Origin of the sequence: Sphingopyxis sp., assembly GCF_965227415.1 — a bacterium.
Taxonomy (GTDB): domain Bacteria; phylum Pseudomonadota; class Alphaproteobacteria; order Sphingomonadales; family Sphingomonadaceae; genus Sphingopyxis.
In genome coordinates this window covers 2,584,965-2,603,314 of sequence record NZ_OZ245749.1, presented here as the reverse complement: position 1 = coordinate 2,603,314, position 18,350 = coordinate 2,584,965, and the positions used below count along the sequence as shown (strand labels likewise).

Genomic DNA, 18,350 nt, shown 5'->3' with positions numbered 1-18,350 from the left:
GGTCAGGCAAAGCGGCCGCGGCGGTCCGCGGTGCGTTCGTCAGTGGTGGGGTCCGCCTGGTCGGCAGCGGTTTCGATCAAATGGCTGGCATCGGGCGAATGGCCGCGACCTTGGCCAGGGTTCTGTGGCTGGCGGCCAGTTTCGGCCGGCGTATGGGTCACCTGCGTTTCGGCGACGCGCACGCCCTGCTGCCGAAGATCTTCGACGAGGCGCGGCTGCGCGGCCGAGACGATCGTCGCGGTCGCTTCATGCTGAGCGTCGAGCTTCAGCGTCACGCCTTCGTCGCCCGTCAGCATCGAGACATCGAGACGGCCGAGGTGGCGCGGCATCAGACGAAAGCTGATGTCGCCCTTGTCCGATTTGGTCGCGGCGATGTCGGCGGCGAGCTGTGCGATCCACTGGTCGTCGCTCGCCAGATCGAGCACGCGCTCGGCAACTGTTGCGGCCTTTGCGGCTTCGGCGAGCGGCGCGGCGCCCTGAAGATCGGGCTGCGCGAAGAGAATGGTCATCGAGGCGCCGACGTCGATCGCTAGCTTTCCGGTCTTGGGTTCGGCGGCGGCAACAGCGACCGGTTGTGGTTGCGCGGTCTCGGCGGGCTTGGTGGCGGGCGTCAGCAGCGCGGGATCGGTCTGGCGCTGCGCCGAAGTCAGCGCGGCGGTCTTGGGCGCCTTTTCGGTGACGGGTTTGTCGGCCGTCGGCATCGCGGACGCGATGACGCCCGCCGCTGCCGGCGTTTCCGCGATGACCGTCGCAGGCTGGATAATCAGAGCCGCGACGACCGGGGCGGTCGCTTCGCCGTCGTTCGGCGTTTCGGTTTCGGTTTCGGCTTCGGCGGCAGGCGGTGCTTTGTCGTTCGCCGCCACCGCACCTTTGAAGGGGGTCGCGACCGTGATCAACAGGCTGGCAGCGGCTGCGGCCCTATCGGCCGGAAGGGCTTCGGCGGTCGATGCAGTCGAAACTTTGACGATGCTTTCGGCGGCGATTTCGGCCGGGGCGCCGGCAGGGACGGCCGCATCGACAGCGATCTCGGCGACGGGCTGGGGCAGACCGAAGAGCGCGGCCGCTGGCGGCGTGGGCGCCGTCACCGGCGTGGCAAGCGCCGCGGCGTCGGTTGACGGAACAACAGTTTGTGCTGCGCCCGGCGTGCCGAAGAGATTTGCGGCGGTCGGCGCGTTGGTCGCGGTTGCGGGCAGATTTGCGAACAGCTGTTCAAAGCCCGGCGTTTCGGTGGCGGCACCCGCGGGCGCAGCCTGACCAAGCGCGGCGAGGATCGATGCGAGGCCGGTCTGCGCCGGCGTCTGGGGAAGCGACGCCATCATGCCGCGCCACCGTCGAGCAGGCGGAGGCTCATCGCGCGGCGACGATGCGGACGGTTGGCGTCGGTGCGGCGCTCCATTTCGGCTTCGGCCGATTTGCGGCTGCGCTCATACAGGCGAACCGCCGATTCTTCCTTCACCATCGCGCTCTGCGCGACCATGCCGGCTTCGTCGCGGCGGACGCTTGCATTGACGAGCGGTGCGGCCAGATTTTCCTTTGCCATGTCGAGCCGGACGCCAAGTTCGCCGATCGTGTTGAGCGCACGGCCCGCGACTGCGCCTTTCGCGACGGCCAGGTCGGCGCGCAGCGCTTCGAGGCGCTTCGACAGTTCGACCAGGCTGGCCAGTTCGCCCGTGGCGCGCGCCAGATTGGCCTCCGCCATCTGATGTTCTACGGTGCGCACGCGGATGATGCGTTTACGGCGTGCGGTGCGGGCGTTCATGCAAAATATCCTTCGATCAGGGCGTTGCGGGAGGAGGCGAAATCGACCTGCGCAGCGGCGGGCTGCGCGACGAAAGCAAGCTGGTGGGCGCGCAGCGCGATCGCTTCGTCGAGCACGGGATCGGCGCCGGCGACATAGGCGCCCATCAACATCAGGTCGCGATTCTCTTCATAGGCCGACCAGAGCTGGCGAAAGCGTGCGGCGGCGGCGGCATGCTCGGGATCAACCGAATCGACCATCGTGCGCGATAGCGATCGCGCGACGTCGATCGCGGGATAGACGCCCTGTTCGGCGAGCGTGCGCGAGAGGATGATATGGCCGTCGACGATCGCGCGCGCGCTGTCGACGACGGGATCGTCGATGTCGCCGCCGTCGGCAAGCACCGTGTAAAGCGCGGTGATCGAGCCGCCGGTCAGATTGTCGTTGCCGGCGCGTTCGACCAGCGAAGGAATCAGCGCAAAGACCGAAGGCGGATAGCCCTTCATTGTCGGCGGTTCGCCGAGCGTCAGGCCGATCTCGCGCTGCGCATGCGCGACGCGGGTCAGGCTGTCGATCAGCAGAAGCACCTTCTTGCCGTCGGCGCGAAACGCTTCGGCGATCGCGGTGGCGCGCATCGCGGCGCGCAGGCGGAGCAGCGGCGGATGGTCGGCGGGAACCGCAACGACGACCGCTTTCTTGCGAACTTCGGGGGGCAGCTTGGTTTCGACGAAGTCGCTGACTTCGCGACTGCGCTCGCCGATCAGGCCGACGACGATCACGTCGCATTCGGTGCCGGCGATCATCTGGCCCATCAGCACCGACTTGCCGACGCCCGACCCCGCGATGATCGCGACGCGCTGGCCTTCGCCGACGGTGAGGAGGCCGTTGATTGCGCGCACGCCCATGTTGAGCGGCCGGGTGACGCGGCCCCGGCGGAGCGGATTGACCTTGCGGCCGGCGAGCGGCCACTGAAACTGCGACTGGACTGCCGGGCGGCCGTCGAGCGGATTGCCCTGCGCGTCGATGATGCGGCCGAGCAGTGCCTTGCCAACGGGAACCATCGAGCTGGCGCCATGCGGCTCGACCGGCGCGCCGGTGACCAGGGGCATGTTGGTATCGAAGGGGAGAACCAGGCTGCGGTGGCCGCGGAACCCGACGACTTCACCATAGACATAGTCGCCCGTCGCCGATTTGATGCGGACATTGCTGCCGAGCGGCTGGGGAAAGCCTGACACTTCAAGCATGATGCCTTCGTGCGCGACGAGCGTACCGATGCGGCGCGGCGACGCGTCCGACAGATCGACCGGCGCGAGCAGCTGCTGCGCGGACAGGGCGAGGCGGCGCGTCATGCGGCGATGCCTTCGCTGCCGAGCGCAGCGCGCAGTTCGTTCAGATAGACGGCGCGGCCATGCTCGATCCAGCCGGCCGAGGTTTCGATGCGCACGGTGCCGCGCGCCATCGCCGGATCGGCCTCGATCGGCAGCGCGATGGCCGAGTCCATCAGCAGCACGGCGTCGGCGGGATTGACCCACAGGGTGCGCGCCTTGTCGGCTTCGGCGACCATCGCGGCAGCAGTTGCGGCCTGCGCGTGCAGCCATTCGGCGTCGATCGGCGCGCTGTCGACGATCTGGCGAACGAGCCGCTCGACCGTCTCGGCGATCAGCTGCGCCAGTTCTTCGCTCGGTTCGTCCTGCAGTATTTCGGCGCTGGCGGCGAGAGCGAGCAGATGCTGGCGCTCGACCGCGAAAGCGGCTTCGGCGACGCGCTGGCCCTCGGCGAGACCGAGCGCGAAGGGATCGTCGGTTTCGGTGTGGAATTCGGAACCGGCCGCGGGCATTGCGCGCGCGGGCGACCCCGTGAAGTGCAGCGGGCGAAAGCCGCGGGCTTCGGCCATGACATGCGCGAGCGAGATGGCGGATATTTCGGCCGAACGATCAGACATAATCGTCGCCCGCGCCAGCAATCATGATCTCGCCCGACGACGCCATCTGGCGGACGACCTGCATGATCGACTTCTGGGCGTCATCGACATCGACACGCTTGACCATCGTCATCTCGGTCATTTCGTCGCGGATCGTTTCCGACGCGCGCTTCGACATGGTGGCGAGGCAGCGATCGACCATGTCGGCGTCGGTGCCCTTGAGCGCGATCGCGAGCTGCGCTGCATCGACCGAACGAAGCACAGTGCCGAGGCTCTTGGCATCGAGGTCACGCAGATTTTCGAAGATGAACATTTCTTCCTCGATCAACTGCGCCAGAACCTTGTCGTGCTTCTTGAGCGCGCGGATCGTGCGTTCCGACAGCTGCTTCGGCATCTTCTTCATGATCTTGGCGACATCGCTCGGTCCACCGATCGGCTGTTTGGCGACGCGCTGTCCGCCGACATTCGCCGAAGCGAGCACGGCTTCTAGGTCTTCGATCGCGGCGGCGGGGACCGATGTGAGCTGCGCGGCGCGCAGTACCAGTTCGCTCTGCAGTATTTCGTCGAGCGTTTCGATCGCGCGCGCGGCGACGTCGGGGACGAGCACCGAAAGGATCAGCGCACCGACCTGCGGATGTTCGTTCGCGAGCAGCGCGCTGATCGCATCGATGTCCATCCAGCGCAGCATCTCCAGCGAGGCGGCGCTTGACTGCGGCGCCACCGCGGCGAGAATATTGTCGGCGCGGACATTGCCCACGGCTTGGTGAATCACGGTGCGGATGCGCGTATCGGCGCCGACCGCAAGCGCGCTGACGCCGCGGCTCTGCGTGACGAATTGTTCGAGCGCCTGGTCGATCTGGCCTTCGCTCGCATTGGCGCTGTCGAACATCGATTTGGCGAGCTGACGGACTTCGTCAGCGTCGAGATGCTTGAGGATTGTCGCGGCTTCTTCTTCTTCGAGCAGCATCAGCAGAATAGCGGCGGCGGACGATCCGCCAAGCGCGGGCTTGGCGCGCGGGGTTTCGATTTCCATTTCCATGTCGAGATCGTCAGCCACGGGCGCCCTCCTGCATCAGCTGACGGACGACGAGCGCAGCGCGCGCCGAGTCCTGGCGGACGAAGGCGCGGACGAGGTTGGCGCGCGCTTCGTAGCTCGGCGCGGCTTCGATCATTTCGAGTGTGATTTCGCGGCTGCCCCCCGCACTAGGCGCGGCGAGCGACTGCCGACCGGCGACGGCGAGCAGGCTCTCCTCGATCTGGGCGTCGCGCTCTGCGCGCTGGGCACTGCGCTGTTTCGCGGCCTTGATCAGTGGGCGGCCGATGAAGAAGAAAGCGAGAATGGCGGCGAACACGGCGCCGATCTGTTTGAGGAGCGGCATGAACCACGGGGCGTCGTAGAAAGCGGCGGCGGCGTCTTCGACCTTGGCGAAGGGGCGCTGGCTGATCGCAACCTGGTCGCCGCGGGTCGCGTCGTATCCGACCGCGCCTTTGACCAGCGCGTCGATCTTTCCGATGTCGGCCTGGGTCAACGCTTTCTTGCCCTGGTTGAGCGCAACCGCGACCGAGATGCGGCGAAGCTGGCCCTGCGGTTGGTGCGTGACCGAAATCTCGCGGCCGACTTCATAGGCGCGGGTCGCATTTTCATTGCTGTTCGTCTGCGCGGCCGGCGGGGCGCCGGGCGCCGAGGGGACGGGCGCGATGTCGGTGACGGTCGAGGCCTGCGGCGGCTGGTTCGACAGCGCACCGGGAATGCCGACCGCAGGAGCAGTGCTTTCGCCGTTCACGGTGCGGGTGACCTGTTCGCTGGTCAGCGCGCGATCGTCCTTGGGGAAGCTTTCGCGTGTCGCTTGGCTTTCGGACATGTCGACGTCGGCGTGAACCTCGACGCTATAGTTGCCGGCGCCGAGCATCGGGCCGAGCAAGGTGTCGAGCGCGCGACGATAGCGTTCTTCCATCTGCGTCTGCAGCTGGAAGGATTTCATGTCGGCGTTCGACACACCGTCGCTGAGCAGCGAACCGCGCTGGTCGATCACCTGGACTTCGTCGGCATTCATGCCGGGCACCGAAGAGGCGACGAGGAAACGGATCGCCTGCACCTGGCCGTCGCTGAGCGAGCGGCCGTTCTGAAGCGTCAGCATGACCGAAGCGGTTGCGGGCTTGTCGTCGCGGACGAAGAGGCTGGGCTCGGCGGCGGCGATATGGACGCGCGCGACTTTCACGGCGTCGATCGTTTCGATCGTGCGCGACAGATCGGCTTCGCGCGCCGAGCGCAGCGTCTCGCCCTCGATTGCACGGCTTGATCCCATCGGCAGCGAAGCGATCAGGCTGTCGCCGCTCGGCTGCGCTTTCGGCAGGCCCTGTCCGGCTAGCGCGATGCGCGCCTGATACAGCTTGTCGGCATCGACGGTCAGTGCGCCGGTCGTGGGATCGATAGTGTGCGCGATGCCCTGCGATTGCAGCGCGTCGGCAACAGCGGCCTTGTCGCTATCCTCCAGACCCGCGAACAGCGGCGCCTGTGGTGCGGTGGTGGTCATGACATAGGCGAGCGCAGCGATGCCGATCGCGGCGGTGGTTGCAATCATCGGCAGCGCCCGCTGGACGGCAGGCTGGCGGACGAAATGCTGCACCGGCGCAAAGCGGTTGCCCATGCCGGGGACCGGCAGGCGGTTGCTGTCATCGACGGGGGAAAGGATCTGGGTTTCGGCCATGGGTTACACCGGCATGTTCATGATGTCGCGATACGCGGAGAGCAGCTTGTTGCGGACCTGAAGGGTCGTTTCAAAGCCGAGCGAGGCCTTCTGCCGTTCGATCATCACGCTGACGATGTCGTGCGTGTCGCCGCGTTCATAGGATTCGCTGAGGTCGCTGGCCTTCTGCTGCTGGGCATTCACCTGTTGCAGCGCATTGCTGATCGCGGCGCCGAAGTCGGGCGTGTCGCCCGCATTTTCTATGCCGCCCGCCGCACCCCGGCCCGCGGCGCGTTGCAGCGCCTGGTTCTGATTGAGGATCGTACTGCGCATCTGCAGCAGTCGGCTCGGGTCAATCGTGCTCATAAGCTCTCATCCGTCCTGGTGCGTAGCGGTCGACCGCACGCCCAAAGAGTAATGCAAAGCGCGTGCCAAAAAATTTACTGGCGCTTTTCCAACGATATGCGGGGCAGGGGCCGAGGCTTAACGTCACCTTCGGCATTTTTTTGACGCGGCGGCTTAAGTGGCGCCGCCGTGCGCCGTTACTGCTTCCGTGACCGCTCCTCGAGCCCTCACATCACGGGAATGGCCATCGAGGCCGGAAAGGAACAACATGACTGTCATCAACACCAATGTGAGCGCGCTTCGCGCCCAGAACAGCTCGCGTGTTGCCGAGCGCGCCCAGTCGCAGGCGATGGAACGTCTGTCGAGCGGCAAGCGCATCAACAGCGCCAAGGACGACGCAGCCGGCCTCGCCGTTGCGACCCGCATGCAGGCTGCTTCGCGTGGTTTCACGCAGGCGATCCGCAACGCCAACGACGGCATTTCGCTCGCGCAGACCGCCGACAGCGGCGCCGCCAGCATCTCGGACATTCTCGTCCGTATGCGTGACCTCGCCATGCAGGCCTCGAACGGCACGCTCGCCGACGCCGACCGCGCGCTGGTGCAGAAGGAAGTCACCGCGCTGATTTCGCAGATCGGCGACATCACGACGCAGACGACCTTCAACGGCAACAAGCTGCTCGACGGCAGCGTCGCTGCTGGCTTCGACATCCAGACCGGTATCAACACCGGCGAAAAGGTGAACATCACGGTCACCAGCCTCACCGCCACGACGCTCGGCGTCAACGCTCTGTCGGTTGCTACGGCTGCCGGCGCCACGGGTGCCCTGGCGACGCTCGACACCGCGATCACCACGGTTGCCGGCGAACGCGCCAACCTGGGTGCGCAGCAGAACCGCCTGACCGCGGCTGTCGACAATTTGACGGCCCGTGTCACGAACCTGGACGAATCGCGCTCGCGCATCGAAGACACCGACTTCTCGGCGGAATCGACGAAGCTGGCCGCGGCTCAGATCCTGTCGCAGGCATCGACCGCGATGCTCGCTCAGGCGAACCAGAGCGCACAGGGCGTGATGAACCTGCTTCGCGGCTAAGTCCTAAAAGTCGCAAACAAGTTTCAGGCTATATTTGGTTGGTCCCTTTATCGGCCTGATTCGATGCCCCGGCTCCCCACAGCCGGGGCATCTTTGTATCTGCTTCCGCTGCGCTGAAACGCGGGGAGCGGGTCGGTACCGCGTTCGGCGTCAGACCGAAGACAAGGCAACCCCGACCCTAGTGAAAATCGCGCGACCTGGGCAGGATGCGAACGTTGCGCGGATGACCGTGGCGCTGGGCATGCTCGCCTTTCGATCGCCCACGCGCGACCTGCGGATGCTTGACCTCGTCGGCGCGGCACAGATCGGGATCGAAGCGCCGGTCGCTGCCCAGCGTATCGAGCATTTCGGTGCGGTCGACGATCCGCGTCGCCATCAGATGGATCACGCCCTCTTTGCTCCGCTGCATCTCGCCTTCGGCGAGCATCAGCCGCGACGCCATCACTGCACGGCGATAGCGTTCGAAATGGCGCGCCCACAGCAGGATATTGACGATCCCGCCCTCATCCTCGAGCGTGATGAATATGGCATTGCCCTTGCCCGGCCGCTGGCGGATCAGCACGACGCCTGCAGTGCGGACGATCGACCCGTTCTTCGCCGCCGCGACCTCCGTCGCGCTCAGCACGCCTTCGCGTTCGAAATCGCCGCGCAGGAAGGCCATTGGATGGCCTTTCAGCGAGAGGCGCGTCGTCTGATAGTCGGTGAGCACATGCTCGACCATCGGGGTCGGCGGCAGCTCGGCATCTTCCTCGAAACCCAGTTCATTCGTTTCGGCCGCCCCGAACAGCGGCAGCACGCCCTGTCGCACGCGCCGCGCATCCCAGAGCGCGGGCCGCCGCTCGAGCCCCATCGAACGGCACGCATCGGCGTCGGCCAGCAGGCGCAGCGCGCGCGAGGGCAGGTTGGCGCGGCGCGCGAGTTCCTCGACCGAAGCGAAGGGCATCGTCCGCGTTTCGGCGATTTGGCGCGCCGCGACGATCTGCTCCGCCCATTGCTCGCGAAAGCCGTCGACCTGCCGGAAGCCCAGCCGCAGGGCGAGCGCACCGTCGTCGCGGCGTTCGAGGCTGTTGTCCCAACCGCTTGCATTGACGTCGACCTCGCGCACTTCGACCCCATGCTCCTGCGCATCGCGCACGAGCTGCGCAGGGGCATAAAAGCCCATCGGCTGCGAATTGAGGATCCCGCAGGCAAAGACCGCGGGGTGGTAATGCTTGATCCATGACGAAACATAGACGAGCCGCGCGAAGGATTGGGCGTGGCTTTCGGGAAAGCCGTAACTGCCGAAGCCCTCGATCTGCTTGAAGCAGCGTTCGGCGAATTCCTTTTCATATCCCCGCGCGACCATGCCGCCGACCATCTTCTCGCGAAAATTGTCGATGGTGCCGACATTGCGAAACGTCGCCATCGCACGGCGCAGGCCATTGGCTTCTTCGGGCGTGAAGCCGGCTGCGGTGATTGCGAGGTTCATCGCCTGCTCTTGAAAGAGCGGTACGCCATAAGTGTGGCCGAGCACCTCCCGAAGCTCGTTCGGATCATGGGGCGGGGCGGGGGAGGGATATTCGACCTCCTCCTCGTTGTTCCGCCGCCGCAGATAGGGATGGACCATGTCGCCCTCGATCGGCCCCGGACGGACGATCGCGACCTGTACGACAAGGTCATAGAGCTTTCGAGGCCGCAAGCGCGGGAGCATGTTGATCTGCGCGCGGCTCTCGACCTGAAAGACGCCGATGCTGTCGCCCTTGCACAGCATGTCATAAACCGCCGGATCTTTGGAATCGATGTCGAGTTCCAGCGTGTGATCGCCCAGCCCATGCGTACGCATCAGATCGTAGCATTTGCGGATGCAGGTGAGCATGCCGAGCGCGAGCACATCGACCTTCATCAGGCCGAGCGCGTCGATGTCGTCCTTGTCCCATTCGATGAAAGTGCGGTCGTCCATCGCGGCATTGTGGATCGGCACCATCTCGTCGAGCCGTCCCTGGGTGAGTACGAAGCCGCCGACGTGCTGCGACAGGTGGCGCGGCGCCTTCAATAATTCGCCGACAAAGCGGTGCAGCCGTTCGATCTCGCCATTATGCGGGTTGAGCCCGGCTTCGACGAGCCGCTCGACCGGCACGTCGTCCCCCCAGCTCCCCCAGCTGGTATCGGCGAGCCGCGCGGTGACATCCTCGCTGAAACCCAGCGCCTTGCCGACCTCGCGGATCGTGCTGCGCGGGCGATAATGGATTACGGTCGCGGCGATCGCAGCGCGATCGCGCGTGTAGCGGTCATAGATATATTGGATCACCTCCTCGCGCCGCTCATGTTCGAAATCGACGTCGATATCGGGTGGCTCGTCGCGCTCGGCCGAAACGAAGCGGGAGAACAACAGCTTATGCTCATCCGGATCGACCGAAGTGACTCCAAGCAGAAAGCAGACGATCGAATTGGCGGCCGATCCGCGCCCCTGACACAGGATCGGCGGGTCCTGCGCGCGCGCGAAACGGACGAGATCGTGGACGGTCAGGAAATAGTAGACATAGTTCCGCTTCCGGATCAGCCGCAGTTCGTTGCCGATCATCTGGCGGATTTTGGGTTTCAGTGGGGCGCCATAGCGCTCCTCCGCCGCCGTCTTCACCAGATGGTGCAGATAGGCGAACGGCTTCCACCCTGCCGGCACGGGTTCGTGGGGATATTCATAGCGCAGGTCGTCGAGCCGGAAATCGATGCGCTCGAGCAGCTTTATGCTCTCTTTGACCGCTTTCGGATGATGCTGGAACAATCGCTTCATTTCGGCGGGTGCGCGCAGATGGCGTTCACCATTGGCGCGCAGCAGCTTGCCAGCCTTTTGGACCGTCGTGCCTTCGCGGATGCTGGTGATGACATCGTGCAAGGGACGCTGCGCGATCGTCGCATAAAGCGCGTCGTTGGTCGCGAGTAGCGGGACGCCCGTTGCCGCCGACAAGCGCTCCAATCCGATCATCCGCCGTGCATCGGCGCCCGACCGCGCCATGGTTGCAGCGAGCCAGACCGACTTTCGCCGCGCCTGTTTCAGTGTCCGGAGCAGCGCTTCATCGCCGCCCGTTGCGATCAGCAGGAGGTCCTCGCAATGGTCGAGCAGATCCTGCAATTCGAGAATGCAGTCGCCCTTCGTTGCGCGGAGATTGCCGATAGAAAGGAGGCGCGTCAGCCGGCCCCAGCCATGTCTGTTGGCTGGATAGGCGACGATATCGGGCGTGCCGTCAGCGAAGACGAGCCGCGCGCCGACCACCAGTCGGAACTCCTGCACCGTCTCGGGGGTCCTGACCTGCAGCTCCTTCAGGAACGCCCACGCCCGCACCACCCCTGCAACGCTATTCCGGTCGGCGATGCCGATGCCGGTCATGCCGAGGGCGATTGCCTCGGCCACCATCTCGGCAGGGTGCGAGGCGCCGCGGAGGAAGCTGTAGTTGGTGGCGGCGACCAGTTCGGCGAAGCCGGGTTCGGGGGCAGGTCCGGCACTCATGCAAACAGACCGTGGATGTACCAGCGCGGATCGGGCTTTTCCTCGTACAGACCGTGGCGGAACAGCCAGTAGCGGCGGCCCTGGACATCCTCGACGCGGTAATAGTCGCGCGTCAGTCCGCCATTGTCGCGGCGGCGCCACCATTCGGCGGCGATGCGTTCGGGACCTTCGTAGCGGCGGACGGCATGCATCGTGCGGCGCCAGCGGAACTGGTGCGGCGGGCCGTCAGGGACTTCGGCGATCACTTCGATCGGCTGCGGCGGGTCGAAGAGGTGGAACGGACGCGTCGGGGGCTCGCCGGGGTCGGGTGTCGGCCAGGGCAGGGGTGTTGGCGCGTCGATTGCGGGGAGCGCGAGCTGCGCCTGTTCGGGGATATGTGTGTCGGCGGCAAGCAGCCTTTTGACGCGCGCCCGCCCAAGCCGCGTCGTCATCCGGTCAACGAGCTCGTCCATCGCCGCCGCCCGGTCCGAAGCGCGCACCGTGCCGCCCTCTAGCTTCAGCTGCGTCGCGCCGAGCGGGTCGAGCCGCGGTACCGCAAAGCGGATCATGTCGAAGCCGAAGCCGGGATCGAGCGGATCGGCGAGCCCGTCCATCCGTTCGGCGAACAGGCGCATGACCAGGCGCGTGTCGCGTGTCGCATGGCCGGTCTCGACCTCGATGCTCCGCGCGAGTCCGTCGCTGCGAAAAAAAGTCGCGCGGAAATGGCGCCCGCCCTTGCCACGTTCCAGCAATGTCGCGATCGCTTCGTCGGCAAGTTCGGCGAGGATCCTGGCCGCATGCGCGCTGCTGGCAATCGGCTCGGCGAAACGGCGCTCGGCGACGACCGGGGGCAGCGCGATCCGCGGGTCAAGCGGGCTGGGCGCGTCGCCAAGAATGCGGCGAAGTGCCATCGCGGCGCCGGCGCCAAAGCGTGCGGCGATATTCGCCATCGGGCGGCTCGCCAGATCGCCGATCGTCTTCAGCCCGGCGCGGACGAACGCGGTCGTCGCATCGGCCTCGAGTTCGAGCGCAGCGACGGGCAGGCGGCGGATCGCGGTCGCTTCGTCGGCGGCGGGGCGCGTCTGGTAACGCGCGAGCGCCCGCGCGGCGTCGGCGGTCGGGCCAAGCGCAGAGCGCACGCTCATGCCGAGGCGCGCGAGGCGCATCTCGATGTCGGCGATCAATGCTGCCTCGCCATCGAACAAATGGACGGCGCCCGCGATGTCGAGGATCAGTCCGTCGGGGGCATCGAGCGCGACCAGCGGCGTGTAGCGGTTGCAGCCGAGCGCGAGCCGGTCGAGCCAGCCATGATCGGCGACCGGATCGTGGGTGACGACGATCAGCCTGGGCAGCTGCGCCCGCGCGTCGGCGAGCGGCATGCCGGGGCGGAGCCCGACGGCCTGCGCTTGCGCATCGACACTGGCGATGCGGAGCGCGCCGCGCTGTTTCTCGGCAAAGACGAGCGGCGCGTCAGGCGGCTGCGGCGCCGTGCGGCAGAGCCGCTCGGCGGGCAGCCAGGGGAAGAAGAGCGCCAGATAGCGTCGGCTCCCCGAGGGCATGCCCAAAGCTTTTGTCGTCATGGTTCCAGTCCAGTCGCCAGCGACCGCCGGCAGGGCCAGCGCGCCAGCGCAGCAGTTCGAGGTCGAAGGCAGGCGCGCCGGGGGCATTGGCCTCGATCGCGTGCGACGACGCGCCGCCGACGCTCCAGCGCGTTTCGGCGACGCTCGGTGCGGGCGCGGCATTGAGGCGCAGCATCAGCAGCGTTGTTCCGGCATCGCGCGCGCCGAGCGTCAGCCGGCGCCCCGCAGTGAGATCGAGCAAAGGGAATTTGCCCCAGCTTTCGACGATCACCGCCGCCGAGCCCGCACAGCGGATCGCATCGTTCGCGCACGCGAGCAGCATCTTGGGGTCGGGAGTTTCGACGATCAGCAGCTGGTCGGGATCGCCGCCGAGTTCGGCGATTCCCGGCGCATAGATGTGGCCGGTGCGGTTTGCCGCATCGGCGGTGCGCAACCAGATCAACGGGCCTTTCCCCGGTGCGCGCAGCGCGAGCAGGGCGGCAAAAGCAGCCGCGCTCGTCGCGTCGAGCGCGTCGGCGGCGAAAAATTCATGGACGCGCCCGATCGCAAGCCCGCCGCCAAGCGCTGTATCGAATCCCGCATCTCCGCTCGCCAGCCAGCCTTCGGCCGAACGGCTTACGGGACCACCATCGGCGGCCAGCCGGGCGATACGCTTGCGCAGCCCGGCGAGAGAGGGAGACGACTCGCGCATCATTTGTTCCTGATTTGTTCTATTAGCGCTTTCGCGACAGCCTTTGTCAAGCGATCGGAGGGCTATGGAGATTCTGTTTCACGCGAAGACGCGAAGGCGCGAAAAAGAAAGTCCGGGCCGAAAGGCCCCATATTTGATCGACATAGCGATGATCGCAGCGCCAGATAGAGAATGCCGCTTCCCGGTAAACGCGGCCTCTTCGCGTCTTTGCGCCTTCGCGTGAAATATTTCAGCGCGTCGCCGTTGCCTCGGCTCCGGCGCCGCTATCCCCGCCGAGGGCACGGAACAGCGCGATTCGCGTCTGGACCAGCAACAGCTGCGTCGCGATCTCGCTCCGCCGGGCTGCATACAGGCTGCGCTGCGCGTCAAGGCTGGCGAGGAAGCTGTCGACGCCGCCCTTGTAGCGCGCGTCGGTCAGCATGGCGGTGTCAGCGGCGGCCGAGGTGTTCGCTGTCGCCGCGCGGACGCGCTCGGATATCGTGCCTTGCACCGCGAGCGCGTCGGCGACTTCGCGGAACGCCGTCTGGATCGCGCCTTCATAGCCGGCGACGGCCGCATCGCGCTGCGCCTTGGTCACATCGACGCCGGCGCGGCGACCGCCGAAGTCGAAGATCGTCGCGGTTGTATCGCCGCCGACCGAATAATTGAACGCCCCGCTGTCGAAGAGACTCCCCAACGCGTCGCTCGCAAAGCCGAGCAGGCCGGTGAGCGAGATCGCCGGGAACAGCCGCGCGCGCGCGACGCCGATGTCGGCATTGGCCGCCCGCAAGCGATATTCCGCCTCGATCACGTCGGGGCGGCGAAGCAGGATCTGCGAATTGACACCGGCGGGGAGCGCCGCGACGCCCGGCGTAACGTCGCCCAGGCTCGCGGGGAGCAGCGCGCGGTCGATGTCGCCGCCTACCAGCAGCCGCATCAGATTCTCGTCCTGCGCGATCGCGGTCTTCTGCTGAGCGATCGCATCCTCGGCGGTCGCCAAAATCTGTTCGGCCTGGCGCAGGTCGGTGCGCGGCGCGACGCCGCCGTCGAGCCGTGCCTGGGTCAACCGCACGCTTTCGCGCGCATTGGCGGCGGTGTCGCCGGCGATCTTCAGCAGATCGCGGTCGGCGCCATAGGTCGCCCAGATGTTCGCAAGGTCGGCGATCAGCGCGACGCGTACCGTGCGCGAGGCCGCTTCGGTCGCGAGCGCGCTGTTGCGGTCGGACTCGGCGGCGTTGGCGAGGCGGCCGAACAGGTCGAGCTCGAACGCGGTCACGCCGCCGCGCAGCGAGAAATCGCCCGCGCCGCCGCCGGTGCCGCCCGAATCCGAATAGCCTGCGCCCGCGCTGACGCCGAAGGAAGGCAATTGTCCGGCACGGCTGACGCGCGCTTGCGCGCGCGCGGCGGCGACATTGGCGTAAGCGACGCGCAGATCGCGATTGTTCGCGAGCGCCTGTTCGACCAGGCTTTGCAGCCGCGCGTCGGCGAACACCGTCTTGTACGACAGGATGGGCAGCGCTTCTTCGCTTTGCAGCAGATAGGCGTCGCCGACCGGCCAGCTTTGCGGCACCGGCGGCGCAGGCAGCACGGTCCTGGGAGCGAGCGAGCAGCCCGCCAGAAGCAGCGGGGCGGCGATCAGGGCGAGCGCTGCGCGTTTCATGCCGCCGCCTCCCCGGCGTCCTTCGCCTTGCCGAACCGGTGGCGCAGCGCCGCAAGCCCGTCGCGCACGCCGCGGCGGACCAGCACGAAGAACAGCGGGATGAAGAAGATCGCGAGGAAGGCCGCGGTCAGCATGCCGCCGATCACCGCGGTACCGATCGCGGCGCGGCTGTTCGCACCGGCGCCGGTCGCGATCGCGAGCGGCAACACGCCGAAGATGAAAGCGAAGCTCGTCATCAGGATCGGACGGAGACGAATCCGCGCCGCTTCGACCGCCGCCTCGATCACCCGCTTGCCCTTTTTTTCTTCCTGCTCGGCGAACTCGATCATCAGGATCGCATTCTTGGCCGCGAGGCCCATCGTCGTGAGCAGGCCGATCTGCAGATAGACGTCGTTTTCGAACCCGCGCAGCGACACCGCGCAGATGGCGCCGACGAGCCCGAGCGGGATGACGAGCAATACCGCGAGCGGGATCGACCAGCTTTCGTACAGCGCGGCAAGGCAGAGAAAGACGACGAGCAGCGAAATGCCATAGAGCAAAGGCGCCTGCCCCGACGACAGCCGCTCCTGATAGGAGGATCCCGACCAGGCGACGCTGGTGCCCGATATTTCACCCGCCATCCGCTCCATCTCGTCCATCGCTTCGCCCGAACTGGTGCCCGGCGACGGCTGGCCCGAGATTTCAAAGGCTGGAACGCCCTGGAAACGCGAGGTGCTGCTCGGCGTCGTCGACCAGCCGATATCGGCGAAAGCCGAGAAGGGCGACATCTGGCCATCCGACGAGCGGACATACCATTGGCCAAGATCTTCGGGCTTGGCGCGATAGGGGGCGTCGCCCTGGACATAGACGCGCTTGACGCGCCCCTTGTCGATGAAGTCGTTGACATAGCGCCCGCCCCACGCGGTCGCGAGCGTGGTGTTCACATCGCTGTTGGTGAGGCCGTAAGCGGTGAGCCGCTGGGTATCGATGTCGATCTTCAAGGTCGCGACGTCGGGCAGATCGGACAGGCGCACCGACGTCAGTTTCGGATTGGCGTTGGCCGCCGCGAGCAGCTTCTCGCGCGCCGCGACAAATTCATCGCGGCTCATCCCGCTGCGGTTCTGCAGCTCCATCGTGAAGCCCGATGCGTCGCCCAGCCCGCGCACGGCGCCCGGCACCAGCGCGAACACCTGCGCGTCGCGGATTCCGGACAAGGCCTTGCGCGTCCGGTCGGCGATCGCATCGGCGGTATTTTCCTCGCCTGGCCGGCTGTCCCAATCGATCAGGTTGATGAAGCCCTGGCCGGTGTTCTGGCCGACCGCGCCGCCGCCGCCCCCGCCGCCCGCGACCAGGAACAGCGCGCCGACATTGGCTTTCTCCTGCGTCAGCAGATATTTCTCGATCTGGTCGCGCACCTGAAGCGTACGCGCCTGCGTGGCGCCGGCGGGCAGGCGGAACTGGATCTGAACCCGTCCCTGATCTTCGTTCGGCAGAAAGCCGCTCGGCAGGCGGAGGAACAGGACTGCGAGCAGGACAAGGATCAGCGCATAGATGCCAAGGAACAGCCATTTGCGGTCGACGACCTTGGTGACGCTGCCGACATAGCGCTCGACAATATGGTCGAAGCGGGTGTTGAAACCGTCCTGCGCGCGCTTCATCAGCGTATGCGCGCGCGGGAAGCGATGCGGGCGCGCGCCTTCGGCGCCGTGCGTCTTCTGCTTGAGCAAGGTCGAGGTCAGCGCCGGGCTGAGGATCAGGGCGACGAGCACCGACAAGGCCATGGCCGAGACGATGGTGACCGAAAACTGGCGATAGATGACGCCGGTCGAACCGCCGAAAAAGGCCATCGGCAGGAACACCGCCGACAGCACCATCGCGATCGCGATCAACGCGACCTGCAATTCCTTCATCGACTGGATCGTCGCCTCGCGCGCCGTCATGTCGGGATGTTCTTCCATCAATCGCTCGACATTTTCGACGACGACGATCGCGTCGTCGACCAGCAGGCCGATCGCGAGCGTCAGCCCGAACAGCGTCATCGTGTTGATGCTGAAACCCAATATATAGAAGACCGCAAAGGTGCCGAGCAGCACGACGGGTACCGCGATCGCCGGGATCAGCACCGCGCGCCAGCTTTGCAGGAAGACGAACATCACGAGGACGACGAGCAAAATGGCCTCGAACAGAGACTTTTGCACTTCGCTGACCGACAGCTTGATGAAAGCGGTCGAATCATTGGCATAGCTGTAGGTCAGGCCGTCGGGGAAGTCGGCGGCGAGTTCTTTCATTCGCGTCTTGACGCGGTCGGCGGTTTCGAGCGCGTCCGAACCCGGCGACAGCGAAATCGACATGCCGGCGCCCGGATGGCCGTTGATGCGAACGACTGTGGCATAGCTTTCGGCGCCGATCTCGACGCGCGCGATGTCCCTGATCCGCACCGTCGACCCATCGGGAAGCGTCTTGAGGACGATATTCTCGAACTGCTCGGCGGTCTGGAGCCGCGATTGCGCCGTGACCGTCGCGTTGAGCATCTGCCCCTGCGGCGATGGCGTGCCGCCGACCTCGCCCGCCGCGACCTCGGCATTTTGCGCGGTGATCGCGGTGACGACGTCGCCGGGCATCAGCGACACCGCGGCGAGCCGCCGCGGATTGAGCCAGATCCGCATCGCGTGCGGCGACCCGAAGATATTGACGTCGCCGACGCCCTCGACGCGCGACAGCGGATCCTGGATGTTCGAGGAGAGGAAATCGGACACGTCCTGGAACGAACGCGTGTCGGTGGTGTCATAGACGCCGACGAGCAGCAGCGCGTCCGAATTCGACTTGGTGACGCGCACGCCCTGCTGCTGCACCTGCTGCGGCAGGCGCGAAAGCGCCGCCGCGATCTTGTTCTGCACCTGCACCTGCGCGATGTCGGGGTCGGTCCCCTTGGCAAAGATTGCGGTGATGTTCGCTTGCCCGCGCGAACTCGACTGCGAGCTGAAATAGAGCAGGCCGTCGATCCCGGTCAGCTGTTGTTCGAGCACCTGCGTGACGCTGTTCTCGATCGCTTCGGCCGAGGCGCCGGGATAGGTCGCGCGGATATTGACCTGCGCCGGTGCAATGTCGGGATATTGCTCGATCGGCAACGCGCGCAGCGCGCCGATGCCGCCGAGCATGACGATGATCGCCAGCACCCAGGCAAAGATCGGCCGGTCGATGAAGAGACGCGACATGG

13 protein-coding genes are annotated in these 18,350 nt (G+C 66.2%); 1 reads left to right on the top strand and 12 read right to left on the bottom strand.

From position 1 onward, the window contains the following. Positions 1 to 2: 2 nt before the first annotated feature. Genes ACO055_RS12670 through fliE form a run of 7 tightly spaced genes read right to left on the bottom strand, consistent with a single transcriptional unit; the run spans position 3 to position 6,712 of the window. Positions 3 to 1,316 (bottom strand): flagellar hook-length control protein FliK, encoded by a 1,314-nt coding sequence (locus tag ACO055_RS12670; RefSeq protein ID WP_422059243.1) that lies wholly within the window; start codon positions 1,314 to 1,316, stop codon positions 3 to 5. Next, positions 1,316 to 1,759 (bottom strand): hypothetical protein, encoded by a 444-nt coding sequence (locus ACO055_RS12665; protein WP_422059242.1) that lies wholly within the window; start codon positions 1,757 to 1,759, stop codon positions 1,316 to 1,318. The genes ACO055_RS12670 and ACO055_RS12665 overlap by 1 nt, the downstream gene beginning before the upstream one ends. Beyond that, complete coding sequence (locus tag ACO055_RS12660) at positions 1,756 to 3,087, bottom strand: FliI/YscN family ATPase (protein ID WP_422059241.1); 1,332 nt, start codon at positions 3,085 to 3,087, stop codon at positions 1,756 to 1,758. Before ACO055_RS12660 ends, ACO055_RS12665 begins: the two co-directional genes overlap by 4 nt. Further along, positions 3,084 to 3,680: a FliH/SctL family protein gene (locus ACO055_RS12655; protein WP_422059240.1), complete on the bottom strand. Its 597-nt coding sequence runs from the start codon at positions 3,678 to 3,680 to the stop codon at positions 3,084 to 3,086. Before ACO055_RS12655 ends, ACO055_RS12660 begins: the two co-directional genes overlap by 4 nt. Continuing rightward, positions 3,673 to 4,716, bottom strand: coding sequence for a flagellar motor switch protein FliG (fliG, locus tag ACO055_RS12650; protein ID WP_422059239.1), 1,044 nt, complete (start codon positions 4,714 to 4,716; stop codon positions 3,673 to 3,675). Before fliG ends, ACO055_RS12655 begins: the two co-directional genes overlap by 8 nt. Then, a complete protein-coding gene (fliF, locus tag ACO055_RS12645) occupies positions 4,709 to 6,367 on the bottom strand; it encodes a flagellar basal-body MS-ring/collar protein FliF (protein ID WP_422059238.1) in 1,659 nt (552 codons plus the stop codon). Before fliF ends, fliG begins: the two co-directional genes overlap by 8 nt. Positions 6,368 to 6,370: 3 nt before the next feature. Further along, positions 6,371 to 6,712 carry a flagellar hook-basal body complex protein FliE gene (gene fliE, locus ACO055_RS12640; RefSeq protein ID WP_422059237.1) on the bottom strand — a complete coding sequence of 114 codons (342 nt, stop codon included), beginning with the start codon at positions 6,710 to 6,712 and terminating at the stop codon, positions 6,371 to 6,373. A 247-nt stretch (positions 6,713 to 6,959) separates the two neighbouring features. On the opposite strand from fliE, the gene ACO055_RS12635 reads away from it, so the two are divergent. Then, positions 6,960 to 7,781 carry a flagellin gene (locus tag ACO055_RS12635; RefSeq protein WP_422059236.1) on the top strand — a complete coding sequence of 274 codons (822 nt, stop codon included), beginning with the start codon at positions 6,960 to 6,962 and terminating at the stop codon, positions 7,779 to 7,781. Positions 7,782 to 7,959: 178 nt separating this feature from the next. On the opposite strand, the gene ACO055_RS12630 is transcribed toward ACO055_RS12635, so the two are convergent. The 5 genes from ACO055_RS12630 to ACO055_RS12610 all read right to left on the bottom strand — a co-directional run bounded on the left by ACO055_RS12630 (position 7,960) and on the right by ACO055_RS12610 (position 18,348). Then, a complete protein-coding gene (locus ACO055_RS12630; protein ID WP_422059235.1) occupies positions 7,960 to 11,265 on the bottom strand; it encodes an error-prone DNA polymerase in 3,306 nt (1,101 codons plus the stop codon). Beyond that, entirely contained in the window at positions 11,262 to 12,824 is a 1,563-nt protein-coding gene (locus tag ACO055_RS12625) for a Y-family DNA polymerase (RefSeq protein WP_422059234.1), read from the bottom strand. Before ACO055_RS12625 ends, ACO055_RS12630 begins: the two co-directional genes overlap by 4 nt. Next, the gene (locus ACO055_RS12620; protein ID WP_422059233.1) at positions 12,715 to 13,515 is read right to left on the bottom strand and encodes an ImuA family protein; all 801 of its coding nucleotides are present in this window, start codon (positions 13,513 to 13,515) and stop codon (positions 12,715 to 12,717) included. Before ACO055_RS12620 ends, ACO055_RS12625 begins: the two co-directional genes overlap by 110 nt. Before the next feature lie 229 nt (positions 13,516 to 13,744). After that, complete coding sequence (locus ACO055_RS12615) at positions 13,745 to 15,154, bottom strand: efflux transporter outer membrane subunit (protein ID WP_422059232.1); 1,410 nt, start codon at positions 15,152 to 15,154, stop codon at positions 13,745 to 13,747. Beyond that, the gene (locus ACO055_RS12610; protein ID WP_422059231.1) at positions 15,151 to 18,348 is read right to left on the bottom strand and encodes an efflux RND transporter permease subunit; all 3,198 of its coding nucleotides are present in this window, start codon (positions 18,346 to 18,348) and stop codon (positions 15,151 to 15,153) included. The genes ACO055_RS12615 and ACO055_RS12610 overlap by 4 nt, the downstream gene beginning before the upstream one ends. Positions 18,349 to 18,350: the final 2 nt, after the last annotated feature.